Origin of the sequence: Sinorhizobium sp. NG07B (assembly GCF_002532005.1) — a bacterium.
Lineage (GTDB): Bacteria > Pseudomonadota > Alphaproteobacteria > Rhizobiales > Rhizobiaceae > Sinorhizobium > Sinorhizobium fredii_C.
Window position 1 is genome coordinate 576,224 of sequence record NZ_NWTD01000003.1, and the last position, 24,496, is coordinate 600,719.

At 63.8% G+C, this 24,496-nt stretch carries 25 protein-coding genes; 15 read left to right on the forward strand and 10 right to left on the reverse strand.

All coding sequences use genetic code 11. The features are described from left to right. Positions 1–114: 114 nt before the first annotated feature. The 4 genes from CO664_RS12575 to CO664_RS12590 are packed head-to-tail and all read right to left on the reverse strand — an operon-like array spanning position 115 to position 3,694. On the reverse strand, positions 115–936 hold the full coding sequence (locus CO664_RS12575; RefSeq protein WP_037419733.1) for a 3-methyl-2-oxobutanoate hydroxymethyltransferase: 822 nt from the start codon (positions 934–936) through the stop codon (positions 115–117). Between the two features lie 46 nt (positions 937–982). Then, a complete protein-coding gene (locus tag CO664_RS12580) occupies positions 983–2,209 on the reverse strand; it encodes an FAD-dependent oxidoreductase (protein WP_097538941.1) in 1,227 nt (408 codons plus the stop codon). A 26-nt stretch (positions 2,210–2,235) separates the two neighbouring features. After that, positions 2,236–2,553, reverse strand: a complete 318-nt coding sequence (locus CO664_RS12585; RefSeq protein WP_037419724.1) for a MocE family 2Fe-2S type ferredoxin — start codon at positions 2,551–2,553, stop codon at positions 2,236–2,238. Between the two features lie 13 nt (positions 2,554–2,566). Then, positions 2,567–3,694, reverse strand: a complete 1,128-nt coding sequence (locus CO664_RS12590; RefSeq protein ID WP_097539189.1) for a fatty acid desaturase family protein — start codon at positions 3,692–3,694, stop codon at positions 2,567–2,569. Positions 3,695–3,851: 157 nt separating this feature from the next. Between CO664_RS12590 and CO664_RS12595 the strand changes: the two genes are divergently transcribed. The 4 genes from CO664_RS12595 (at position 3,852) to CO664_RS12610 (ending at position 7,859) form a co-directional block, all read left to right on the forward strand. Beyond that, complete coding sequence (locus CO664_RS12595) at positions 3,852–4,883, forward strand: LacI family DNA-binding transcriptional regulator (protein ID WP_097538942.1); 1,032 nt, start codon at positions 3,852–3,854, stop codon at positions 4,881–4,883. A gap of 146 nt (positions 4,884–5,029) precedes the next feature. Further along, complete coding sequence (locus CO664_RS12600) at positions 5,030–6,112, forward strand: ROK family protein (RefSeq protein ID WP_097538943.1); 1,083 nt, start codon at positions 5,030–5,032, stop codon at positions 6,110–6,112. Between the two features lie 96 nt (positions 6,113–6,208). Next, entirely contained in the window at positions 6,209–6,352 is a 144-nt protein-coding gene (locus CO664_RS12605) for a hypothetical protein (RefSeq protein ID WP_037419718.1), read from the forward strand. Positions 6,353–6,566: 214 nt separating this feature from the next. Continuing rightward, entirely contained in the window at positions 6,567–7,859 is a 1,293-nt protein-coding gene (locus CO664_RS12610; RefSeq protein ID WP_097525955.1) for an amidohydrolase family protein, read from the forward strand. An 18-nt stretch (positions 7,860–7,877) separates the two neighbouring features. On the opposite strand, the gene pdxA is transcribed toward CO664_RS12610, so the two are convergent. The 4 genes from pdxA to CO664_RS12630 form a co-directional block, all read right to left on the reverse strand. Continuing rightward, positions 7,878–8,864 carry a 4-hydroxythreonine-4-phosphate dehydrogenase PdxA gene (gene pdxA / locus CO664_RS12615; RefSeq protein WP_097538944.1) on the reverse strand — a complete coding sequence of 329 codons (987 nt, stop codon included), beginning with the start codon at positions 8,862–8,864 and terminating at the stop codon, positions 7,878–7,880. 21 nt (positions 8,865–8,885) lie between these two features. Beyond that, positions 8,886–10,019, reverse strand: coding sequence for an iron-containing alcohol dehydrogenase (locus tag CO664_RS12620; RefSeq protein WP_097538945.1), 1,134 nt, complete (start codon positions 10,017–10,019; stop codon positions 8,886–8,888). A gap of 303 nt (positions 10,020–10,322) precedes the next feature. Continuing rightward, entirely contained in the window at positions 10,323–11,516 is a 1,194-nt protein-coding gene (locus CO664_RS12625) for an exo-alpha-sialidase (protein WP_176536571.1), read from the reverse strand. 10 nt (positions 11,517–11,526) lie between these two features. Next, positions 11,527–12,435, reverse strand: coding sequence for a dihydrodipicolinate synthase family protein (locus CO664_RS12630; protein WP_097525952.1), 909 nt, complete (start codon positions 12,433–12,435; stop codon positions 11,527–11,529). Positions 12,436–12,760: 325 nt separating this feature from the next. Between CO664_RS12630 and CO664_RS12635 the strand changes: the two genes are divergently transcribed. From CO664_RS12635 to CO664_RS12665, 7 genes are all read left to right on the forward strand, one after another. Continuing rightward, the gene (locus CO664_RS12635; RefSeq protein ID WP_097538946.1) at positions 12,761–14,410 is read left to right on the forward strand and encodes an ABC transporter substrate-binding protein; all 1,650 of its coding nucleotides are present in this window, start codon (positions 12,761–12,763) and stop codon (positions 14,408–14,410) included. A gap of 229 nt (positions 14,411–14,639) precedes the next feature. Next, positions 14,640–15,596: an ABC transporter permease gene (locus CO664_RS12640; protein WP_097525989.1), complete on the forward strand. Its 957-nt coding sequence runs from the start codon at positions 14,640–14,642 to the stop codon at positions 15,594–15,596. 1 nt (position 15,597) lies between these two features. Beyond that, complete coding sequence (locus CO664_RS12645) at positions 15,598–16,557, forward strand: ABC transporter permease (RefSeq protein ID WP_097538947.1); 960 nt, start codon at positions 15,598–15,600, stop codon at positions 16,555–16,557. After that, positions 16,554–17,561 carry an ABC transporter ATP-binding protein gene (locus CO664_RS12650; RefSeq protein ID WP_176536572.1) on the forward strand — a complete coding sequence of 336 codons (1,008 nt, stop codon included), beginning with the start codon at positions 16,554–16,556 and terminating at the stop codon, positions 17,559–17,561. The genes CO664_RS12645 and CO664_RS12650 overlap by 4 nt, the downstream gene beginning before the upstream one ends. Next, positions 17,561–18,544, forward strand: coding sequence for an oligopeptide/dipeptide ABC transporter ATP-binding protein (locus tag CO664_RS12655; RefSeq protein ID WP_037419698.1), 984 nt, complete (start codon positions 17,561–17,563; stop codon positions 18,542–18,544). Before CO664_RS12650 ends, CO664_RS12655 begins: the two co-directional genes overlap by 1 nt. Before the next feature lies 1 nt (position 18,545). Further along, positions 18,546–19,634: a four-carbon acid sugar kinase family protein gene (locus tag CO664_RS12660; RefSeq protein WP_097538948.1), complete on the forward strand. Its 1,089-nt coding sequence runs from the start codon at positions 18,546–18,548 to the stop codon at positions 19,632–19,634. 4 nt (positions 19,635–19,638) lie between these two features. Then, positions 19,639–20,397: a FadR/GntR family transcriptional regulator gene (locus CO664_RS12665; RefSeq protein ID WP_097538949.1), complete on the forward strand. Its 759-nt coding sequence runs from the start codon at positions 19,639–19,641 to the stop codon at positions 20,395–20,397. A gap of 149 nt (positions 20,398–20,546) precedes the next feature. Here CO664_RS12665 and CO664_RS12670 read toward each other — a convergent pair whose 3' ends face one another. Continuing rightward, complete coding sequence (locus tag CO664_RS12670) at positions 20,547–21,806, reverse strand: nitrate/nitrite transporter (protein WP_097538950.1); 1,260 nt, start codon at positions 21,804–21,806, stop codon at positions 20,547–20,549. A gap of 449 nt (positions 21,807–22,255) precedes the next feature. Between CO664_RS12670 and CO664_RS30690 the strand changes: the two genes are divergently transcribed. The 4 genes from CO664_RS30690 (at position 22,256) to CO664_RS12690 (ending at position 23,896) form a co-directional block, all read left to right on the forward strand. Then, positions 22,256–22,585 carry a hypothetical protein gene (locus CO664_RS30690; RefSeq protein WP_158254922.1) on the forward strand — a complete coding sequence of 110 codons (330 nt, stop codon included), beginning with the start codon at positions 22,256–22,258 and terminating at the stop codon, positions 22,583–22,585. A gap of 76 nt (positions 22,586–22,661) precedes the next feature. Further along, positions 22,662–22,892, forward strand: a complete 231-nt coding sequence (locus CO664_RS12675) for a hypothetical protein (RefSeq protein WP_097538951.1) — start codon at positions 22,662–22,664, stop codon at positions 22,890–22,892. A 450-nt stretch (positions 22,893–23,342) separates the two neighbouring features. Then, positions 23,343–23,543 (forward strand): hypothetical protein, encoded by a 201-nt coding sequence (locus CO664_RS31685; RefSeq protein ID WP_141471705.1) that lies wholly within the window; start codon positions 23,343–23,345, stop codon positions 23,541–23,543. Between the two features lie 107 nt (positions 23,544–23,650). Further along, positions 23,651–23,896: a DUF982 domain-containing protein gene (locus tag CO664_RS12690; RefSeq protein WP_097539191.1), complete on the forward strand. Its 246-nt coding sequence runs from the start codon at positions 23,651–23,653 to the stop codon at positions 23,894–23,896. A gap of 233 nt (positions 23,897–24,129) precedes the next feature. Here the strand turns inward: CO664_RS12690 and CO664_RS12695 are convergent, their stop codons facing one another. Further along, on the reverse strand, positions 24,130–24,387 hold the full coding sequence (locus CO664_RS12695) for a hypothetical protein (RefSeq protein WP_097538953.1): 258 nt from the start codon (positions 24,385–24,387) through the stop codon (positions 24,130–24,132). Positions 24,388–24,496: the final 109 nt, after the last annotated feature.

Consider the following 24,496-nt stretch of genomic DNA (forward strand, 5'->3'; position numbering starts at 1 on the left):
CTGATAACACGCGCGGTGCTGTAAACCGGAGCCAATTAAAGGATAATTCCTGCAGCAATTGAAAGTGCTGCAGCGACCTTTTGCGTCTGAAACGACGCAACGGCGCTGTCACGATCATCTTACGCGGAACGCCGCGTGCTCCTGCTTATCGATCTTGCCGAGGAATTCCTTCAACTCCGCCGGCTCGATACCGACCAGATGTGCCTTCTCCGGGTAGGCGCCGGAGCGGACATCCTCGGCATATTCTCGGAAGGCGGCGATACGCTCCCGCTGCAGCCGCTCGAATTCGGCGGCAAAGTTGCGATAGACCTTGGCATGGCGGGGATAATGGCCGCGGTTCTGCCCGAGCACGTCTTCGGCAAAGAGATACTGGGCATCGCATCCGGTGCCCGCTCCCATCGAAAGCATCAGCAGCGAGGTGCGCTCAGAAATCGCGGCCGCCACTTCTCCCGGCACAACCTCCATCTCGGCCGAAAAGGCGCCCGCCTCTTCGAGCGCCTTCACCTGGCGCCAGATCTCGAGCGCGCTCGCCGCCGTCTTGCCGACAGCGCGGAAGCCGCCGGTCCAGGTGGCCTTTGACGGGATCAGCCCGACATGGCCGCAGACCGGGATGCCTTCCTCGCGCAGCCGCTTGACCGTCGAAAGGCCGGCCGCACAATAAACGGCATCGCCGCCCGCCCGCATCGCCTGGAACGCGCCGCGCAGATAGTCTTCGGCGGTGACAAAGTCGCCATATTCGAGGCCGGGAAAGGCAAAGACCGTCGGCGCCGCCTCGCGGAATTCCGGTCCCAGCAGCGCCGGCGGAACGGATACGAGGTCGATGCCGGCCTTCTCGGCGGCTTCGGCCTCCTCCAGCGTCACGACGCGCAGCATGGTGAGTTGTCGCTTGCCCTTGATCGACAAGAGATCGGCAACGGTCGGGCGACGGTGTTTCATGGAAATCTCCGGTGAATGCTTGGAAGGGGGCGAACTGCAGCGGCCGTCAGGCCGCCAGCAGCGTCTTCAGCTTGGTTTCGGGCGAGGAAAGCGCCGCCGGGTCGGGCCTGCTGCCGGCGGCGATCAGCATTTCGGCGAGGCGAATGTCGCGGGCGACCGCGTTGCCTGGCCCGATGCCGCTTGCGGCAATCAGCCGGCCTTCGCCATCGAGATGAAAGAGAACGAAGCCGCCGTCCGTCAGATCGCGCCGTACTGTCGTCGCGGCGCCGTCGGCAAGGCCGGCGATCTGCAGGGTCAGCTCATATTGATCCGACCAGAACCACGGCACGCTTGCGACAGGCTCGGCCAAACCCATGAGATTGGCCGCAGCGAGCGTCCCCTGATCCTGCGCGTTTCGCCAGGCTTCGAGGCGCACCCGCCGCCCGTCATAGTGCGACAGGGGAAAGGAACAGCAATCGCCGGCCGCATAGATGTCGGGGTCCGATGTCCGCAGCGTCTCATCGACCGCGATGCCGTTTTCGATCAGAATGCCGGCGGCTTCCGCAAGCTCGGTATTCGGGACCGCGCCAATGCCGACGACGATCAGGTCGGCGAGCCTGCTGGTGCCGTCGGCGAAGAGCACCCTTGCGCCGCCGTCATCCGCCTCGAGCGCGGCGATGCGCCCGCCGCATACGATCTCGACACCTTCCTGCCGATGTCGCTCGGCAACGACATCCGCGATTTCCTGCGGCACGCCGCGCGATAGGACGCGCGGCAGGCCCTCGATGAGCACGACGTCGGCGCCGAGCTTGCGGGCCGTCGCGGCAAGCTCGAGGCCTATGAAGCCGCCGCCGATGATGGCGAGCTTTCGGCCGGGTATCAGCGCCCTGCGGATCGCCAGAGCGTCGGCGTGCGTCCGGAGCATCCGGATGCGCTCGGCGTTTTCGCTCATGCCCGGAAGGGCGCGTGGCCGGGCGCCGGTCGCGAGCAGCAGCCGATCATAGTCGATCGCACGGCCGCCTTCGACGCGCACAGCTTTTCGCCGTCGGTCGATCGCCTCGACCGCGACGCCCGTCACCACGGTGATGCGCGCCTCTTCGTAACGCTCGAGGCCGGCCACATATTTCGGCGGCTCGGCCCCGACGAGCCCGTCCTTGGAAAGCGGCGGACGCTCATAGGGGAGATGCGACTCGGCGCCGATCAGCGTGATTTCGCCTTCGAAACCCTTTTCCCTGAGAGCAAAGGCCGCCCTTGCCCCGCATTCGCCGGCGCCGACGATAACGATATGGCTCATGTTCTCCTCCCCTCGCCCCTGAAGCGTCAGGAAATCGCGATAAAGACGCTGCCGGCCTCGACCTTGACCGGATAGGTCGTGAGATTGACGCAGACGGGCGCGCCCTTGGCCTGGCCGGTCTTGTAGTTGAAGCGGCCGTTGTGCTTCGGACATTCGATGATATCCTCCATCACCAGCCCGTCGGCGAGGTGGATCTGCTCATGCGTGCAGAGCCCATCGGTGGCAAAATATTCGTCATCGGGGCTGCGGTAGACGGCAAAGGTGCGCCCTTCATGGTCGAAACGAATGACGTCTTCCTCGTCGATTTCGTCGGCGGCACAGACCTCGACCCAGTTCGAGCTCATGGGTTTCCTCCATTCAGTCGTTTGTTCTGATTTGCGGGATCGCCTGCCGCTCACTCGGCGGCCTGGCTTCCCGGTCGTTGTGGAATTCTTCGCGATAGGGCTTTGCCGTCGGCGGCAGTTCGCGCTTCAGGAAATAATCCTCGTTACGCAGCTGCCGGAGGAAGGCCGGGATCATTTCGCGATAGCCGTCGAGGATCGATGGGTTCGCCGCCGGCAGGTCGTGCTTGATCATCGCGTGCAGCCTCGGCAGCGCGTGATAGGGCACCATGGGGAACATGTGATGCTCCACATGGTAGTTCATGTTCCAGTAGATGAAGCGGCTCACCGGATTCATGTAGACGGTGCGGCTGTTCAGCCGGTGGTCGATGACATTGTCGGCAAGGCCGCCATGCTGCAGCAGGCCGGTCAGCACGTGATGCCAGGCGCCGTAAAGCCGCGGCAGGCCGATCAGCATCAAGGGCAGTATCGAGCCGAGATAGACCGAGAGACCGGTGGTCGCCAGATAGATGGCAAGCCAGATGCGGGCGACGAGAATCGCCTTCGACCGTTCCATTTCCGGAATGAAGGTCTTTTCCGCCGCGCTGATTACCCCGAAAGCGTTGCGCAGCATGTCGATCATGGCATACCAGACATCGATGAGGCCGAAGAAATTGAGCACGAGGCGGATCAGATCCGGGGGGCGCATGACGGCGATTTCCGGGTCGCGGCCGACAATGACCGTGTCGGTATGGTGGCGCGTATGGCTCCAGCGCCAGGTCACCGGATTACGCATGATCATGAAGCAGGCGATCTGGTAGACGGCGTCGTTCATCCACATCGTCTTGAAGGCGGTGCCGTGGCCGCATTCGTGCCAGCGGCTGTCGGAGGCCGAGCCGTAGAGGACGCCGTAGGCGAGGAAAAACGGAACGGCGAACCAGGTGCCCCAAAAATAGATGCCGAGCGCACCGAGAATAAGCATGCTGCCGAGCCAGACCGCGGTGTCCCGAATGGCCGGACCATCTTCGCGCTTCATCAGTTCCTTCATCTGCTTGCGCGGAATTTCGGTGTGGTACCACTCGGCCGCGGCGAGGCCGTTGGCCACCGCGGCTTGGGCATCGCGGCCCAGCAGGCTGTAATCTCGTTTCGTCGGACCTGTCGTCATTCCCTGCCTCCCGAAGAGCGCTTCCAATTGCGCCTTCATCTGAAGCGAGGAGAATAAGTTGACTTTTGCCAGCTCTCAATGCAGTCATGATATATTCTCTCAAAAAACATCATAATCGCAACCTCATTCGTGAGGTAATGCTGTCAGGGAGGCGGAGATGAGCAGCAGGCCGACGATCGCGGATCTGGCGCGGGCCGCGGGGGTTAGCGTTGCGACGGTGGACCGGGTGCTGAACGGACGCCACCCGGTGCGCGAGGAGACGGCGCGGCGCGTCTATGACGCGGCAAAGGAAATCGGCTACCATGCCGTCGGACTGCTGCGGCAACGGGTTTTCGAGGATCTGCCGCAATACCGCCTGGGTTTTCTCCTGCAGAAGCCGCAGCAAGCCTTCTATCAGGCGGTCGCCCGGGAGATGGAGAATGCGGCGCTGTCGCTGACCAACGCGCGGGTCATCCCGCAGATCGACTTCGTCGCCAATTCGACGCCGGCAGGGATTACCGAAAAACTCAAGACAATGGCGGCACGCAACCAGGCAGTCGCCTTCGTCGCCCCCGACTACCCGGCCGTCACTGCCGCGGTCGAGGAACTGAGAGAGCGCGGCATTCCGACGTTCTCGCTGCTGTCCGATTTCGCGTCTGGCGTGCGCGAGGGCTATATCGGTCTCAACAATCAAAAGGTTGGAAGAACCGCCGCCTGGATGATAGCCAAGGCGGCGAAACGCCCCGGAAAGGTCGCCGCCTTCATCGGCAGCCACCGCTTCCTCGGCCATGAACTGCGCGAAATCGCCTTCCGCTCCTATTTTCGCGAAAAGGCACCTGAGTTCGAAGTGCTGGACACGATGGTCAACCTCGACACCGCCGAGATTACTCACGAGGCGACACTCGACCTCCTGAAACGTCACCCCGACCTTCTCGGCTTCTACGTCTGCGGCGGCGGCATGGAGGGGGCGATTTCGGCGATCCGAGAGGAGAAGCTCGTCGGCAAGCTGCTCGTCGTCGTCAACGAGCTGACACCGGAATCGCGCGCCGCCCTTGCCGACGAAGCGGTGATCATGGCAGTCGCCACACCGGTCCAGACGCTGGCGCGGGAGACGGTCCGCCTGATGATCGGTGCGATCGACCGGGGTACCGCCGGCGTTCCAGGGCAGACCATCCTGCCCTTCGACATCTACACGCCGGAGAATATCTGACCGCCAGGCCTAGTTCTGCGCCGAGCGCCGAATTGCGTGCGGTGCATCGGAAACAGGTGAAGCAACGCGGGAACATCGCCCTGCCCCTCACGTTGTAAGTCACGCCGCCACCGGACAGATGCGGGCGAGCTTCACAAGGAGGTTGCGTGGGTAGATCCGCGAACGAAAAGCGAAATGGGTTCCCGCTCATCCATGGTGCCGGCGATCTGCCGTCCGTCACTGTCGACGATTACAATATGGGACTTCGTTCCGGCGACGGCTTCCTGGGCGACAGGGCCAACAAATTCGCCTTCCAGGAGAAGCTCGATGCCTGGCGCAAGCGTGTCCGCAGAGGCGGTGAAGACCCGCTCGGCAAGACGCCGACCGGCGACCTGTCGAAAAAGCAGGTCGACGCATTCCTGCTCGGCGACGACAAGGAGGCGGCCGCCCTGGTCATGGGAGCGGTCAATGAATTTGCCGGTGAACTTGCCGGCGTTCTCGGTAAATTCCTGCAGCAGAAGAGCTGGAAGAATACCGAGCGCGTGGTGATCGGCGGCGGTTTCCGTGGAAGCGCCGTCGGTGAACTGGCCATTGCCCGGGCAATGGTGCTGTTGAAAGCCGAGGGTCTGAGGATCGAGCTCGCGCCCATTGTCCACCATCCGGACGATGCGGGGCTCATCGGCGCCGCTCATCTGATGCCCGGCTGGATGCTCAAGGGCCACAGGGCCATTCTTGCCATCGACATCGGCGGCACCAACGTGCGCGTGGGCATCGTCGAGCTGCGCCTGAAGGAAGGGACCGACCTCTCGAAGGCCGCGGTCTGGAAGTCGGATATCTGGCGGCATGCGGACGACAAGCCCAATCGAAGCGCGACGATCGAGCGGCTCATCGCCATGATCGAGAAGCTTGCCGCAAAGGCGGCCAAGGCGGGCCTCGCGCCGGCACCGGTGATCGGAGTGGCTTGCCCCGGAGTAATCAATGACGATGGATCGATCCTGCGCGGCGGCCAGAACTTGCCGGGCGGCAACTGGGAGAGCGAGCACTTCAACCTGCCCGTCGCGCTCAAGCGAGCCATTCCGCAAATCGGCGAGGAGGAAACCTTCGTCATCATGCACAACGACGCCGTTGTTCAGGGTCTCTCGCAGATACCCTTCATGCAGGACGTTTCCGACTGGGGAATTCTGACGATCGGCACCGGCCTCGGCAACGCCCACTTCAGCAACAAGGCTGATAACTGCGACCCGTCCTGAACCGCGCCAGCTCTGACGCCACAGCACGCAGCGGTTGCCTTTCCCGCCAGGTTTCCTAGCTACGGACACGTCAACGCTTTGAAGGAAACGCACTGAATGAGCCGGAATGGCCTCTATCTCATCATCACTCTTCTCGCCGTGGTCGCTGTCGGACTGGGCATCTACGTCTACCGCGAAGAAAACCAGCCAGGTATCGAGATCAAGATTGGCGAGCAGGGTATTTCGGTCGAGGAGAATTGACCTACCTGTGCCTCAAGCGGAGGTCTGGCGACCCCGTCCCCGCACGCAAGACATCGACCGTCCGATGCAGGCCAGCCTCGCTAAGCGCGACTTCGCAGCACCTCATCGCGCGTGGCCCCCTCGCCTACAATGATAGTGTAGTGCAAGCTATGATGCTGCCGCCGACTCGCCGCAGCTGGCGCTGGTGTTTCTCATCTTATCCGCTGGAGCCGCCATGTTCGACCTGATCATTCGTAACGCCAATCTGCCGGACGGGCGCAGCGGCATCGATATCGGCATCCAAGGCGAAAGGATCGCCGAGGTGGCGGCGAAGATCGAAGCGTCGGGCAAGGAGGAGATCGACGCGACCGGCCGGCTCGCCACGCCGCCCTTCGTCGATCCGCACTTTCACATGGACGCGACGCTGTCGCTCGGGCTGCCGCGCATGAACCGCTCCGGCACGCTGCTCGAGGGCATCGCGCTCTGGGGCGAACTGCGCCCCACTCTGACGCGCGAGGCACTGATCGAAAGGGCCCTGCGCTATTGCGACCTGGCGGTCTCGCAAGGGCTCCTCGCCATTCGCAGCCACGTGGACATCAGCGATCCGCGGCTGGTTACCGTCGAGGCGCTGCTCGAAGTCCGCGAAAGGATCGCGCCCTATATCGACCTGCAGCTCGTCGCCTTCCCGCAGGACGGCTACTACCGCTCGCCCGGCGCCGTCGACGCGTTGAACCGGGCGCTCGACATGGGCGTCGACATCGTCGGCGGCATTCCGCATTTCGAGCGCACCATGAGCGACGGGACGGCGTCGGTGGAAGCGCTGTGCCGGCTCGCCGCCGAGCGCGGAATGCCCGTCGACATGCATTGCGACGAGACCGATGATCCGATGTCGCGTCATATCGAAACGCTGGCAGCGCAGACGATCCGCTTCGGCCTGAAGGGCCGGGTGGCGGGATCGCACCTCACCTCGATGCATTCGATGGACAACTACTACGTTTCGAAACTCGTCCCGCTGATGGCGGAGGCCGAGATCAACGTCATTCCCAATCCGCTGATCAACATCATGCTGCAGGGCCGGCACGACACCTATCCGAAGCGTCGCGGCCTGACGCGCGTGCGCGAGCTGATGGAGGCCGGCCTCAACGTCTCCTTTGGCCACGATTGCGTCATGGACCCCTGGTACTCGATGGGCTCCGGCGACATGCTGGAGGTCGGGCATATGGCGATCCACGTCGCCCAGATGGCCGGGATTGACGACAAGCGGAAGATCTTCGACGCGCTGACCGTCAATTCGGCGAAGACGATGGGCCTCGAAGGCTATGGTCTCGACAAGGGCTGCAACGCCGACCTCGTCATTCTCCAGGCACGCGATACGCTGGAGGCCCTGCGGCTGAGGCCGAACCGGCTCGCCGTGATCCGTCGCGGCAAGGTCATCGCCCGCACGCCGCCACGGCTAAGTGAGCTGCATATCGAGGGACGACCTTCGGCCGTCGATGCCGCCAATTATGCGCCATGGTCCGGGGACTGACGTCTCCTGCGAGTGCCGCTACTGCGCGACCGCTCGCCTCGGCGAACTTGCCATCAGCCGCGCATAGGCGATCGCCGAAAGCATGTTGACGTGGTTCGCCTTGCCGGTGCCGGCGATGTCGAAAGCAGTTCCGTGATCGACGGAGACGCGGTCGATCGGCAACCCGAGCGAGACGTTCACCGCCGTATCGAAGGCGACGAGCTTGATCGGGATGTGTCCCTGGTCGTGATATTGCGCGATGATGAGGTCGAAGGCGCCGTTATAGGCGCGCGCGAAGACGGTATCGGCCGAGATCGGGCCGGAAACGTCGATGCCCCTGGCCCTGGCCAGTTCGACGGCGGGCGCCAGGAAGCGGGTGTCCTCGTCGCCGAAGAGACCATTCTCGCCGCAGTGCGGGTTGAGGCCGGCGACGGCGATGCGCGGCTTCATACCAAGTCGCAGGAAATGATTGTGGCCGGCCTCGATCGTCGCCAGCACCCGCTCGACCGTCGCGCGCGCGATGGCGCCGCGCAGCGACACGTGAGTCGACACGTGGATGGTGTTGAGCCGCTCGGAAGCAAGCAGCATGAAGGAGCTTTTCGAGCCGGTCAGGTGGGCGAGCAGACCGGTGTGGCCGTCGAAATGATGGCCCGCGAGATTCATCGCCTCCTTGTTGATCGGCGCCGTCACGATGCAATCGGCCTCGCCCGCCGTCGCCATTTCAACGGCGCGGCGGATATAGCGCACCGAGGCCTCGCCCGCCGTGGCGCTCACCTTGCCGATCTCCGGCAAGGGCGCGTCGATCGGCACCTCCTCGACCAAAACGGCGCCGTCCGTCGGGTGCGACGCGAAGTCGACAGCCGCGGATGTGGCGCGATTCGCCCGTTCCAGCGCCTCGATATTGCCGACGACGATAAAGCTCGCGAGCTCCTTGCGCGGCAGCGAGGCGAGCGCCTTGACGATCACCTCCGGCCCCACGCCGGCCGGATCGCCGAGCGTGATTGCGACGCGGGTGTCCTTGCCCATGGTTTTCTCCCTGTGCCCCGCCTAGAAGGCCGCTTCATAGATTGTGAGAATGTCGGCGCGCGACAGGTCGCGCGGATTGTTGTCGAGCAGCCGCCGGATGGCGAAGGCATCGTCGGCCATCGTGCCGAGGTCGTTGGCAAGCACGCCGAGCTGCCTGAGCTTCATTTCGATGCCGAGCGCGGCGCAGAACCCATGCGCGGCATCGAAGACCGAGTCGACGCGCTCCGAGGCAGGCAGGCCGAGCGCCTCGAGCACCGCCCTCGTCTTGTCCGGCACGGCCGGCGTGTTGAAGGCGAGCACATGCGGGAAGATCAGCGCATTGGCGGCGCCATGGGCGACGTGCCAGCGCGTGCCGAGCGGATAGGCAAGCGCATGCCCGCCGGCCGTATTCACCGGGCCGAGGCAATAGCCGCCGTAAAGCGAGGCGAGCGACAGCCCGGCGCGGGCCTCCGCATCATTGCCGTCGCGGACGGCGCGGGCGAGATAGCGGCCGACAAGCCGCACGCCTTCGATCGCATAGATGTCGATGGCGGCATGGGCCTTGCGGTTGGTGAAGGCCTCGACGCAATGGGCGAGCGCATCCACGCCTGTTGCCGCGGTCACCTTCGGCGGCACTGTGAAGGTGAGCACCGGGTCGATGACGGCGATATCGGCGAGCATATGGATGCTTTCGACGGCGAGCTTGGCTGTCGTCTCCGGGTCGGTGACGAGAGCGCGAATTCCCGCCTCGCTGCCGGTTCCGGATGTGGTCGGCACCTGGGCAAGCGCGGCTTTGCGCGGGCCCGCGACCTTGCCGGCTCCGACGACTTCGGCAAGCCGCTGCGGCGAGCCGGCAAGAACCGCCGCAAGCTTGGCGAGGTCCATGGCGCTGCCGCCGCCGAAGCCGACGATCAGATCGGCCCTGGCATCCTCCGCTGCCGAGAGCACACGCTCGAGATCGCTCGTATCCGGCTCGGCCTTGACCTCGCCATAGACGGTCACCTCGCCAGCGAGCCCGAGAACTTCAGTCCGCGTTGCGTTGAAGGCATCGGAAATCACGAGGACACGGCGGTATCCCTTGCTGGCGGCCCATGTGCCGAGCCTTGCCGCCACACCGGTGCCGAATTCGATCGGGCCTGGTCTCACCATGGAAATGGGCGTTTCCAGATTGCTCATCCGCTCGATCCTCCCTGAACCCGGCGCCGCAAGTACGACAAGATGTAAAGTTGTTATCCTTTATGTCGCCCTATGGCAAGAGCCGTGACCGCTCTTTTGTCCGTGACATGTTCTTTGCTGCTTCACCGTGGCCGATGACGACGCCGGACGGTTACCGCTACCGCTTTGTAAATAAAACGCAATTCCTTTTCGCGCGCTGCGGCGTCCGCCAGCGCACAGCGATTGACCCTGGCAAGCCAGCGATGCGATGGCAGCAGCTACACTTGTCAATTCTGGGCCGCAGCCGGTCAGCCGGACGCCAGTTCACCCGGCATTTTCGAGGAAGCCTGGCTCCAACCGGACGTATTTGATCGCCCGACGAAAGTAGGTGTAGGCGACGTGCAGCCGGCCCTCGGCGTCCTCAACGATCGACGGATAGGAGAATTCGCGATTGAGCGAATCCTTCGAGTTGTTGCTGAGGCAATAGCCATCGCCCGTGTCGAGATCGATGCGGCGCGGGAAGGTTCGGCCGCCGTCCGTCGAAAAAGCCAGGCTTAACGGCGCGCGCGGCACGCCCCAGACGGCCGGACGGGCGGAGACGACCTCATTGGCGGAAGCGCCCTCCTCGCCGCCGTCGATCTCGTCATAAAGCGAGTGCCGGCGCGCATCCGACATGGACGCATTGCTATGGTTGTAAACCATTGTAATGGCGCCGTTTTTTGTGCGAATGGCCTGGATCGACGAATTGTTGTTCGGCAGGTCGACCGCTTCCGGCGCCGTCCAGTTGAGCCCCGCATCGTCCGACTGGCTTCTGAGCACATGGGTCGCAAAACGGTTGCGATAGAAGGCGATCATCGTGGCACCGTCGGCCGGAACGATGTTCATGTGAACCGCGCCGATGCTGTCGGGCACGTCGGACATCGTCCAGCTCCTGCCCTCGTCGCGCGAAATCAGCACGGCGGCGCGATCGACGTCGCCGGTCCAGCGCCGGCCCGCTTTCCCGATGCAGCGAAACACCGGCAGAAGCCAGGCGCCGGCGTCATTGACGATGATCGGCTGGCGCACGAAGGTGCCGGGAATGTCGCAAAGCACTTCCGTCGGACCGAAAGACTTGCCGCGGTCATCGGAAATGCGCCGTTTGACCACCGCTCCATCCTGGTTGCCGGAGGTCTGCGAGGTAAAGAGCAGCCAGACGCGGCCGTCCGGCGCCGTGAAGATCAATGGATTCTGCTCGGACTTCGCCGGGTCGTCCGACATCTTTTCCGGATTGGACCAGCGGCGCTGGCCGGGCTCCAGCCGCGACATGTAAACCGAGATATCGCCCATGCCCTCCATCGTTCCGCCGAACCAGACGCAAGTCAGGGTGCCATCCGGCAGAAAGGCAAGATTGGCCGCGTGGTTCTGCACGCAAGGGGATGGAAGATAGGCGTCGCAGCGGCCGGGCTCGGCCGGGGTCGGCACGAGCTCGCCCGTCATCCGGGACGGAACCTCGTGCGGCTCCAGGGCGGAATAGGTCATCCGATCCTCCTCAGTCCAAAGCCGCGAATTTTTCGGCGAGATCGGCGCGCTCGCTGTCGTTCAGCGGCACGAGCGGCGCGCGCGTCTGGCGCCAGGCATCCTCCCCGCGCCTCAGGGCGACCATCGCCTTGATCGTCGGGATCTGCACATACGAATTCGACAGAGTCCGATAGGCGTTGATGCGCGCCTGCGCCGCCTGGACCTCGGCCGCCTTTGCCGGATCCGAAACATGGTCGAAAATCAGCCGCAGGGAATCGGCGACGAGATTGGACGTCGCGGTGATGCAGCCCGCGCCTCCGACCTGCAGGAGCGGCAGAAGCAAGGGATCGGCGCCGGCCAGCACGGAAAAGCCCGGCAGCTCCGCCACCAGCGCCTGCATGTTGGCAAAGTCGCCGGCGGAATCCTTGATGCCGACGATGGTCTCGGGAAAGGCCGCCGCGAGCCGCTTGACCAGCGGGATCGAGAGCGGAATCCCGGAGACCTGCGGAATATGATAGAGGATCACCTTCAGCCGGTTGTCGGCGATCTTTTCAACGATTTGCGAATAGGCTGCGTAGAGCCCCTCGTCGCTGACGCCTTTGTAGTAGAAGGGCGGAAGCATCACGACCTTCGTCACCCCGAGCGAGAGCGCATGCTTCGTCAGCGCAACCGTTTCCGGTATGGCGGCAACCCCGGTGCCGGGCATCAGCCGGTCGGCGGCAATGCCGGTTCCGAGGGCGCTCTCCAGGATTGCCCTGCGCTCGTCCTGCGAAAACGAATTGGCCTCGCCGGTCGTGCCGAGGAGGGCGATTCCATGGCACCCCTCCGCCAGCAGCCTGCCGCAATGATCGGAAAAGAGCGCGAGGTCGGGATCGCCGCTGGCCTTAAGCGGCGTCGCAGCGGCGCAATAAACGCCGGTCACCACATGTCGTCCGTTCATCTGCGCCTCCTCCGCGGTCCCGCAAACGGTTGACGAACTTGTCAGATGCGGCCTTCCGGACCGCTTTTCGCCGCTTCCCGATGCGCTTCATCGCTCCTGTTTGGTTCAACATGACTCATGTTGTCAATATGAAAAACGGAGCGCCAATTTTCGCGCATCTGCAACCAATTGATTATACGTGATTTTTTCAACAACGCCGACCTCGCTGTTGAACGGACGTGCAATTTTAGTTGACATATTTACAATATGGTCCAGTGTAGGGCCAATCAGAGCACCATGATCCGGGGAGAGCGGAGGCGCTCGATTTCACGCACGGGAGGAAGAAATGACCAGACGGAATGACCTCGACTCCGCAACGGCGGGCATCTCGCGGCGGGAGGCGCTGAAGCTCGGTCTCGGCGCCACGGTGGCGCTGACGATCGCCGGCATGAACGCGCGCATCGTGATGGCCCAGGAAGGCCAGGTGCTGAAGGTGGCCAATCCGGCCTTCAACCAGGACTGGTCGCCGCTGCGCGGCGGCGGCGTCCCCTATCGCTGGAACTCCATCTGGTGGGCCTCGCCGATGTTCTTCGACAGCGAAGGCAAGATCAATCCTTATGTCTTCACGAGCTGGGAGTCCTCCGAGGGCGATAAGGTCTGGACCTTCAAGATTGATCCGAAGGCCACTTTCTCCGATGGCAGCAAGATCACCGCCGAGGACGTCAAGGGATCGTGGAACGTCTCGGCGATGCCGAACACCAAGAACCAGCGCGCCGACCAAGTGTTGAGCAAGGTCGCCGGCTATGCGGAGTTAAGCGGCGGCAGCGCCAAAGAGATTTCCGGCATCGCCACGCCGGACGAAGGCACCGTCGTCGTGACGCTGAGCGAGGCCGACCCGATCTTCTTCATGCGCCTTGCCAACCATATCGCGCCGATCACCAAGGCCGAGCAGTCGCGCGGTGAAGACGGCGAGGAGATCGCCGATTGGTACACACCGGACAGCGGCGCCGTCTATTCCGGTCCGTTCAAGTTGACGGCGATCGACATCGATGCCGGCACGCTCACCTTCGAGCCCAACGAGAATTTCTTCGGCCCGAAGCCGAAGCTGGCGCGAATCGAGATCGGCTCGATCGAGGACAACGTCACCGCGACGTCACTGTTGAAATCCGGCGAATTCAACGCCCATACGGAACTTGTCACCTCGACGATCATCCAGGACCTCGGAGCGGACTTCGCCTCCGGCCCAATCATCCCGACCAGCCAGCATTTCTGGTTCAACACGGCGCGCAAGCCGATGGACGATCCGAAGGTGCGCGAGGCGTTGATCCGCGCCGTCGATCGCGAAGGGCTGATGAAGGCCTCCTTCCCCGACGGTCCGCACAAGAAGACGGACCAGATCCTGAACTCCGTGCCGGGCGCCGACAATTCCGGCTTCGAGCCCTACCCTTACGATCCGGAAGGCGCCAAGAAGCTGCTTGCCGAGTCGAGCTATGGCGGACCGGAGAAGCTGCCGAAGCTTCTCTTCGTCGGTGTATCCGGCCCGGCGATTGAGGCGGCTGCGCAGTTCATCGCCGAACAATGGCGCCAGAATCTCGGTATTTCCGCCGTCGACATGAAGCCGCAGCAGGACGCCTATGCCGGCCCCGACCAGAATGCCGTACAGATCTTCCGCGACGACGTCGGCACCCGCGTGCCGGATGCCGTCTCCTACCTGCAGGGTTCCATCGCTTCGACCTCCTCGAATGCCCAGAACAAGCTCGGCGGCTATAAGAACGACAAGGTCGACAGCCTGCTGAAGGAGGCCTCAACGAAGGCGGCCGACGATCCGCAGCGCGTGGCGCTCGCCCAGGAGGCGCAAAAGGCCTTCCGCGACGACTGGACCTTCATCCCCTGGTATGCTCAGGCGATGTCGCGCTGGGCGACCGCCGAGGTCAAGGGCATCGACAAGAACCTCGACTGGCAGGTTGCCAAGCCCTGGGAGATTTCGGTCGGCTGATACGGCCGGCTGCTGTCGACCTTAAACAGGACGAGTCGCGCGAAGGCTTCCGGGCCTTCGCGCTCAAATAGGCGCATGGAACGCAAGCTTCGGCTTCCGTGGCGGTCCTGGCGCCCATAACGGCCGGCACGCCAGCGCCCTTTACGGACCCAGGGCGGCTCAGGCAAAGCATGACGCCCGGAGATCGCCATGGCGGGTTGGCCGGCACCATGCGGGAGGAATGAGCGACATGCTGCGTTACGTCGCGACACGATTTGCCATCTGGATACCATCGGTTCTCTTGGTGATGATGGCTGTCTATGCCCTCGCCTTTTACGGCGCCGGCGACCCGATCAAGCTGATCTTCCTGCGTGCGCCGGGAGACGTCGCCTATAATCCGGAACGCATCGAGGCGATCCGCGAAGGCGCCGGGCTCAACAAGCCCTTCATCGAGCAGTTCGGCTACTATGTTTGGAACCTGCTCCAGGGCGATTTCGGCAACTCGCTGAACTCCGGGCGCTCCGTCTGGGCGATGGTCAAGGCGGCCGCACCCGTCTCCTTCAAGCTGGCGCTCTGCTCGATCATTCTCACCGCGCTCATTGCCATTCCGCTCGGGATGATCGCGGCGCTCAACCAGAACCGCCGCCTCGACTACATCATCCTCGGCTCGGCGCTCTTCCTCTGGGCGATCCCGGCCTATGTCGCGGGGCCGCTCTTGATGGTCGCCCTCATCGTTCTTCTGCCGGGCGTCAACGTGCCCTACGGCTGGGGCGGTGTCTTCGACATCCGCATCCTCCTGCCGCTGGTCGTGCTGTCCTTCCAGCCGATCGCCCTCATCATTCGCCAGACGCGCGCCGCGGTGATCGAGGTGCTTTCCGAGGATTTCGTCCGGACCGCCCGGGCGAAGGGCGTGCCCGAGATCGTCGTGGCGCTCAAGCATATCCTGCGGCCGGTGCTGACCCCGGTCGTCACCCAACTCGGCCTCATCATGATCACCATCGTCAATGGCGCGATCTTCGTGGAACTCGTCTTCGGCCTGCCGGGCCTCGGCCGGCTGACCGTCAAGGCGCTGACCAATTCCGACTATCCGGTGATCCTGGCGATCACCCTTATCGGCTCGTTCCTGGTGATGATCTCGAACCTCCTGGTCGACATCCTCTATCCGTTCCTCGATCCGCGCGCCGTCGATGCCAAGAGGAGCCGCTGACATGTCTAGCGTTCAAGCCCAGCCCGCCCCTCTTATGGATGAAGCGCCGGTCAGCCTGTGGCGCGATGCCTGGTACCGACTGAAGCGAAACCGCCTGGCGATCTTCGGCCTCGGCATCATCATCCTGCTCGCCTTCGTCGCGCTGTTCGGCCCCTATCTGACGCCTTACGACTTCCTCAGCCAGGATCTCGAGGCCCGCAACCAGGCGCCGTCCCTCGCCCACCTCTTCGGTACCGACGATCTCGGCCGCGACGTCTTCAGCCGCGTCGTTTACGGCACGCGGACCGCCTTTGTCGTCGCCGTCGTGGTGACGGCAATCGCGCTTGTCATCGGTACGGTTCTCGGCGCGGTCGCCGGCTTCTTCGGCAACCCCTTCGACCGGGTGATCATGTGGCTGACCGACATCACCATGTCGGTGCCGAACCTGCTTCTCGTCGTCGTCATCAACGCATCGCTGAAGACGCCGATCGCGCAATGGATGGAGGCGCGCTACCTCGAAACGCTCAACCCATTCTACCGAGAGACGGTCTGGATCGATTTCCTGCTCGTCTTCGGCTCCATGGCGCTGATCTCCTGGCCGCCCTATGCGCGTCTGGTGCGTGCCCAGGTGCTCTCCATCCGCAGCCGCCCCTACATCACCGCCGCCCAGGCGCTTGGGCTTTCCAACCGCATCATCCTGACGCGCTACGTGATCCCGAACGCGCTCGGGCCGCTGATTGTCGCCGTCAGCGCCGGCCTCGGCACGGCAATGGTGCTCGAGAGCGCCTTCTCGTTCCTGGGCGTCGGCGTCAATCCGCCGACGCCCAGCTGGGGCAACATGATCTCGGACGGACTGCGCGTCTGGCAACACTACCCGCATCTGCTCGCCGCACCGGCGGCCGTCCTCGGCCTCGCATCCGTCGCCTTCTCCTTCCTCGGCGACGGCCTCAACGATGCCCTGAACCCGCGAGGTAGCAAATGATGAGCGCGAACACGGAATATCGCCTGCTCGACGTCAAGGGACTGACGGTCGAAATCGAAACGCGTAGCGGCCCCGCGGTCATCGTCGACGGCATCGACCTGCATGTCGACAAGGGCGAGACGCTCGGCGTCGTCGGCGAATCCGGCTGCGGCAAGAGCCTCACCATGCTGAGCCTGATGCGGCTTTTGCCCAACAAGATCCGCGTCGCCAAGGGCGAGGCGCATTTCGACGGCCACGACCTGCAGAAGATGTCGAATCGGGAGCTGAGAAAGGTGCGCGGCGGCGACATCGGCTTCGTCTTCCAGGATCCGATGACCTCGCTCAACCCGGTAATGCGGATCGGCGACCAGCTCGCCGAGCCGTTGATCTACCATCGCGGCATGAACAAGAAACAAGCCCGCGAACGTGCCATCGAGCTACTCCGCCTCGTCGGCATTCCGGGGCCCGAGGACCGCATTCAGGCTTATCCGCACGAACTCTCCGGCGGCATGCGCCAGCGCGTCATGATCGCCATCGGGCTTGCCTGCGAGCCGAAGCTGTTGATCGCCGACGAGCCGACAACGGCGCTCGACGTGACGATCCAGGCGCAGATCGTCGACCTGGTGAAGGGCTTGCGCGAAAAGCTCGGCATGTCGGTGGTCTGGATCACCCATGACCTGGCGCTGATCGCCGGCCTCGTCGACCGCGTTGTGGTGCTTTACGCCGGCACCGTCGTCGAGGATGCCCCGGTCGACGCGCTCTACGCCAATCCGCGCCACCCCTATACGCGCGGGCTGCTCGCCTCGATTCCGAAACTCTCCGATGCTCCGGCCTCGCGGCTGAACTCGATCGGCGGCACGCCGCCGGAACCGGGCCGCAGGCCTGAGGGCTGTCCCTTCGCGCCGCGCTGTCCGCTGGCGATGGACATCTGTCGCTCGCATGTGCCGAAGCTCGAGCCCGTTTCCGCTGCAGGAAGCCACCGCGCCGCCTGCTTCGCCGTCGAAAAAGCGCTGGAGGCCGCCTGATGGGTGCAGAACCGCTGCTGAAGATCGAAAACCTCGTCAAGCACTTCCATGTGCGGCTCGGCGCCTTCGGCGAACGGGCGGCGACAGTGCACGCGCTCGACGATGTCAGCCTCGATATCGTCGAAGGCGAGACGCTCAGCCTCGTCGGCGAGTCCGGTTGCGGCAAGTCGACGACCGGCTTCACCATCCTGAACCTCCATCGGGCGACCTCCGGCAAGGTTCTCTACAAGGGCCAGAACCTGACGGCGCTTGACGAGAAGCGGATGCGGCCCTTCCGGCGCGACCTGCAGATCGTCTTCCAGGATCCCTATTCGACGCTCAACCCGCGTATGACCGTCGGCGAGGCGATCGGCGAACCCATCCTGTTCCACAAGCTCGCCAGCAAGGCGGAACTCGAAGCAAAGGTTGCGGCACTGCTCACCGATGTCGGCCTGCCGCCGCGCTTCGCCTCACGCTATCCGCACGAGCTTTCCGGCGGCCAACGCCAGCGTGTGGCAATTGCCCGGGCGCTCGCCTGCCAGCCGAAGTTCATCGTCTGCGACGAAGCGATCTCGGCTCTTGATGTCTCGATCCAGGCGCAGATCATCAATCTGCTGCTCGATCTGCAGGAGAAGTACCGCCTCACCTACCTGTTCATCGCCCACGACCTGGCGGTCGTACGCCACATCTCGACCCGCGTCGGCGTCATGTATCTCGGTCGGCTCGCCGAGCTTGCCAGCCGCGACGCGCTCTTCGAGACGCCATTGCATCCCTATACCAAGGCGCTGCTCTCGGCGGTGCCTGAAACCGATCCCGAACATGAGCGCAGCCGCAAGCGGCAGATCCTCGAAGGCGACGTGCCGAGCCCGCTTGCCCCGCCCTCCGGCTGCCGCTTCCACACCCGCTGCCCGATCGCCATGGAGGTCTGCCGCCGGGTGGTTCCGAAGTGGAAGGAGGCGCGGCCGGGGCATCTCGTCGCCTGCCACGCCGTAAACGGCGAATAGCATGACCCTCAAAGTCGCCATCATCGCCGATGATCTGACGGGCGCCCTCGATACCGGAACGCCCTTCGTCGATGCAGGCCTGAGCGTCGCCGTGGCGCTCGACGTCGAGGCAGTCGAGGCCGCGATTGCGACGGGCGCGGAGGTCGTCGTGGTCAATACGGTGTCGCGCGCGCTCGATTCCCTCCGGGCTGCGGATCGCGTCAGGCGGGCCGCCGCCGCCCTGTGCCGAACCTCGCCCGTATTCGTGCTGAAGAAGATCGACTCGCGCCTCAAGGGCAATGTCGGGGCGGAGAGCGAAGCGCTGGCCTTTGCCGTCGGCCGCCGGCGCTTGGCTGTCGCTCCTGCCGTGCCCGACCAGGGACGCTACACCCGCGAAGCCCGTGTCGCCGGTTTCGGCGTCGGCGAACCGCTGCCGATCGAGCCGCTCTTTTCCGGCAGCGCCATCGACGTTCGGATCGCCGACGCGGCCTCAGACGAGGATCTCGACGCGCTAGTCGAAAGCCTCGACTGGTCGACCAGCATCGGCGTTGGAGCGCGCGGCCTCGGGCGTGCGCTTGCCCGGCGGCTCGCCCGGCCTTCGTCGCCGGCACCTTTCGCGCCGTCGCCGTGCACGCTCTTTGCTTTCGGTTCGCGTGATCCGATCACCGAGACGCAGATGGCGGTGCTGCTCGAAAGCGGTCACATCGCCAGTCACGTCGATGCACCGGCCGGCGAAGTGCCTGGTGAGCGCGGACCGGCGCGGCTGCCGGCACTGTTGAGATGCACCGGGACGTTGGCCGAGGCACCGGAGATTGTGGCGGAACGCTTCGCCGCAGGCGTTGCCCGTCTCGTCGCCGCCATGGCGCCCGACATGCTGATGATGGGCGGCGGTGATACGGCCTATGCTATCCTGCATACGCTGGGGGCTCGCGTGCTGTTGCCGAGGGGCGAGATTGAGGCGGGAATCCCCTGGTTCGAGACGGAGCGCCGGGGCGGCGGGAGGATGCGGTCAGCGATGAAGTCGGGGGGCTTCGGCAATGCGCAATCTCTGCTAAAGGTTCTGCGAGACGCGCCAGAATTACGGCATGCGGCCGATGAACAGGATGGGTAAGCGAATGGCGGAGAATGGCGGCCTTGGCCATGAGGCGGCAGCCGAAGCGAAAAGCGAACGCGGCAAATCGGTAAAGCTCGTCGATCGGGTCTTCAACCAGTTGCACGAGCGGATCCGCACCGGCAACTACGCACCGGATTCGAGGCTTCCGGGCGAGCATGAGCTCGCCTCGATGCTGGGCGTCTCCCGCCCCGTCGTGCGCGATGCGCTCGGGAGGCTGCGCGAGCAGGGCCTGATCTATTCGCGCCAGGGTGCGGGCACCTTCGTCAGCGCCCAGGTCTCGGCCGCCGCGCAGCTCGCCTATTCGCCGGTCAAGTCGATCGCCGACATTCAGCGCTGCTATGAATTCCGCCTGACGATCGAGCCCGCCGCCGCCTATTACGCCGCCCAGCGACGCGACGAGGCGGCGATCGCTCGGATCGCCGCGGCGCTTGCCGAACTGCGCGAAGCGACAAGCCATCAGTTGCACCGCACCGATGCCGATTTTCTCTTCCACAAGGCGGTCGCCGAAGCGGCCAACAACCACTACTACACCGCCTCGCTCGAGGCCCTGCGCGCCCATATCGCCGTCGGTATGCACCTTCATGGCCTTTCGCTGATGGGCCCGCGACCGGGCCTGGAACAGGTCTATGAAGAACATCGGCAGATCTACCGCGCCGTTCAGGAGGGCCACGCCGAAGAGGCCCGCGACCTGATGCGCAAGCACCTCGAAGGTTCGCGCGACCGGCTCTTCGAGGGCAAGGTCCTCGACCTTTCCTTCTAAATTCAGGGCTCCCAAAAGGGAACGAAAAAGCCCGGCACAGGAGTGCCGGGCAGGAAGCAGGGTTTTGGCAATCCCTGCGGGGAAGCGAGTGTATGGAGGCGGATGCCGTTCGGCGCGGTCAGTTCCTGCGATCGCGCCACCGTCGAAGCCTATCGCCCGTAGGCACCGACCGGCGCGCCCTCGTCGGCACGCCGCTTGAACTGGCGGATCGAGGCGTTCATCCAGACCATCGAGACGGCGACGATCACGAAGAGCAGCATGAAACAGCTTGACCAGAGGCCGGTCCAGTCCTTGAGGAAACCGAAGGCGACGGGCAGGATGAAGCCGCCAAGGCCGCCCATCATGCCGACGACGCCGCCGACAGCGCCGACATGCTCAGGATAATAGGCGGGAATGTGCTTGTAGACGGCCGCCTTGCCGAGGCTCATCACGAAGCCGAGCACGAAGGTAACGGCGACGAACACGACCGGGGTAATCTGGAACGCGCCGCCCTCGGGCACGGAGAGGATGAGCGTTGCGACGGCCGACACGGCGAACATCGCATACATGATCTTGCGCGCGCCGATCCTGTCGGAAAGAGCGCCGCCATACGCACGGAAAATGCTGCCGGGAATGGAGTAGGCCGCGGCGATCATGCCCGCCGTCTCGAGATTGAAACCGTAGACGCCGACGAGGTAACGCGGCAGCCACAGCGCTAGCGCGACGAAGCCGCCGAAGGCGAAGAAATAGTAGAGCGAGAAGCGCCAGACCTGAACGTTCCTGAGGGGCGCGAATTCGGCGAGGAAGCTCTTGCGCGGCTGGCTCACCTCGCGGCGGGCACGGAACTTCGGATCGTCCTCAGTCGTGAACCAGAAGACGATGGCCGTCAGCAACAACCCGGCCGCCCAGACCTGCGCGACCGTCTGCCAGCCATAGGCGACGAGAACGAACGGCGCCAGGAACTTGGTAACCGCCGCGCCGACATTGCCGGCACCGAAGATGCCAAGCGCCGTCCCCTGCTTTTCCGGCGGGAAGAAGGGGGAGACATAGGCGACACCGACGGCGAAGGAGCCGCCGGCAATGCCGACGCCGAGGCCGGCGAGCAGCATTTCAGGGAAGGTGGTGGCGTAGGCGAGGAGAAAGGTCGAAAGCGCGGCCGCCAGCATGGTGACCGTATAGACGAGCCGGCCGCCGTAGCGGTTGGTCCAGATGCCGAGCACGATGCGGATCAGCGAGCCGGTGAGGATCGGCATGCCGATCAGCAGGCCGAACTGCGCTTCGCTTAGTCCCAGTTCCTGCTTGATGCGCACGCCGATGATCGAAAAGATCGTCCACACGGCAAAACAGATGGTGAAAGCGGTCGTCGAGATCCACAGGGCGCGGCCCTGCTCCCCGGCAGTGATCTTCTGTGACTGGTGAACAGCGGACATAGCTTCTCCCGGCGCAAAGGCGCCATTCGATCGTTGATCCTGGAAATGCCCCGAACAACGCGCGTCGCTTCTCAGCGATCGCCGCTTCCATCCTGCTTAAGCAACCTTGCTCCTGGTGCGCGACATTGGGCACCGCCGGCGGTCAGCTCGGGCTCGCCAGATGAGAAGCAAGGGACATGCCAACTAAAGCGATTTGCCATAAGCGCTGCAAAAGCAGTGGCTTGCTCGAAGAAGCTCTACCGTCTCGCTGGGCAGGTGACCAAAAATTAGCCTGCCGGGGTAGGTCTGATGAAACAATGGGCATGTCCGATGGCGATTTATCCGCAACGGGTAGACGGCCTCTTGGACGTAGGGCCGCGCGGGAGATGCGCTGAGCGGGCCGGCGATCCGGCTAAGGGGCAGCGGCAACACCGCTGCCCCTTAGCCGGATCACATTGCAAGATCCAGCCGTGGCGCCCAGCTGGCCGTTAGCGCGCCGCCACGAAGAACGCCTGGCGAAGGTCCGCAATCACCTCTTCCGCCTGTGGAGGCCGACATTCAGCCGGATCGTGCGGTCGCTGACGCCAAAGCGCGCGACGATCGTCAGGACGCCGTGGTCGCGGGAGGCCTTGGTGATCGCCGGCAGTTCCTGCAGCGATCATACGATCCGTGTCCGTACCGTCTATATAGTCGACCTCACCGTCATCGAGAAGCGACTGTTGCCCTGGGCGATCGCCACGAAATCGCAAAGCGTCTGCAGCAGGCCGAAAACGATGCCGAAGGCGAGCAACCGGCCGTAGGCCGAAAGGTGCCGTAATATAGGGCTGACGAAGGCCGCCCTTGTAGTCGCCGATCGTCGTTACGATCAGCGGCGTTTTGATCTTACTGGCACCGGAACTGCTCTTCGCCGTGACCGTCTCGCCGTCCTTTTTCTGTCCCCTGCCGCAATGCAGCAAGATTGATATATTGTTCAATCAAACTGAGTTGCATGGCCCTATCACCGGCGTGTGCTTCTCCGGTTCGGACGCGCCGAGGTCGGTCTCGGTGGTCATGCGCAAGGAAATGGACGAGCGTGGGGCGCAGGACCATCAATATTTCCTTGAGTGAAGAGTCAGTTTTTCCGAGAGTGACTTTCAAACCTCGAATGATAGCCGGCCGCTAGCGCCGCATCCAGGCGTGTCAGGGAACCCCGGCGACGCGATTTCGTTCTCCTATGATCAAGGGAGTAATGGATATGTTCGCCCGAAGAAATGAGCGCCTGGCGCCCGAGAAGCAGGCCTCAGCCACCTTCCCGGTCGCGGTCCTGCTGTTGCGCCATTTTCGTCTACCTGACGATCGGCGGCGGCTTTTTGGATGGCGGAGCAGACACGGTCGTCTATACGCCGCAGGTCGCCGACTCGGCGGGGCAGCGCTGATCGGCCGAACGCGCCGGCTGACGCCCGCATTCGCGACTTGTGAGGAGGCGAGCGGTCCGCAGTCTTAATGTTGCCTCAGCCTCGTCAGCAGGAACAATCGTCACACCAGTGGACTGTCCGGACGTATCAAGGGAGTTCCGCCATGAAACCCGACCCCACCGGCCCCGGTCCCGGACCGGGCATCATCCCGCCAAATCCCGTCCCTCCGCTCGGCATCCCCGACCCGCCCACCAAAGAACCGCAACCCAAAAAGCTCCCCGAGGAAGAACCCGGCACTCCCGGACGCGAAACGGAAGAGCCTCCTCGTGCGACCGGGGGCCGAGCCGCCCACAGCAACAAGTGATCCATCATTGCCGCGTTCCCGCATCAATGATGCAAGCCAAGATGGAAAGCACGGGAACGAAAGGGTTCAGAGGCAGTTAGGTGGGCCAGAAGCCAAGGGACGCCGGCATGTTCAAGTCATGGAACGAATGCGTCATCGTGGACTTGCCCGATCTCGACGGTGTCCAGATCGTCTGGACCCCGGCCGAAGCGGCAAGGTTGCTTAGCGAACATTGGCCGGTCACCCATGGCAGCGCCTACAACACCGCCCTCAATGCCTGCACCGACGCTATGCTCGGAACCGCCTCAGAGGATCAAGCGCGCCAGGCTTTTATCGGTGCGGTCAAGGAAGCGAAAATCAAGATGATGCGGTGACGGTATGTCATCACAGCGTGTACTCTTCTCCCCTCATTCCTGTGCTCGTCACAGGAATCCCGCCCGCCCAAGTCCTTGGGCTGAAAGACTCTTCAGCGCCGCGGAAGCGGCGCTGCCGGATCCCTATGACGAGCACAAGGGATGAGGAGAAGCATCCCCGAAACCCAAAGGTGCCCACCATCATGTGTCCGTCCGGCTAAGAATGCCGCGCATATCAATCCCTCCTCGGCACATCAGAGCTCGTCGTCCGTCACCTTCGGCGGAACGCGACCGGTATGGTGGACGGGGTTGTCCTTTCCGGCTGCTTCGGTCGGCTTCTCGCGCCGCTCCGACGTTCCGCTCCTGGCCGGCGGTTGATCAGCCTCCTCGCCGGCTGGGTGAACCTGATCCGGCAAGGGCTTCGGATCCATATTCATTTCCTTCGGATCAGGCTTCCAGGTAGGAGACGGCATGGGTTGATTCTTGAGGGCTTCGTCCTTGGGATTGCTCATCGTAACGATCCTTTTCCTGCTCCAGGATCGAACCCGCGGCTCGTCCGAAGGTTCCTTGAGGCGGACGGGCGTAGCGGAGGTGGAACCTATCTTTTGACAAGTCTGTTCG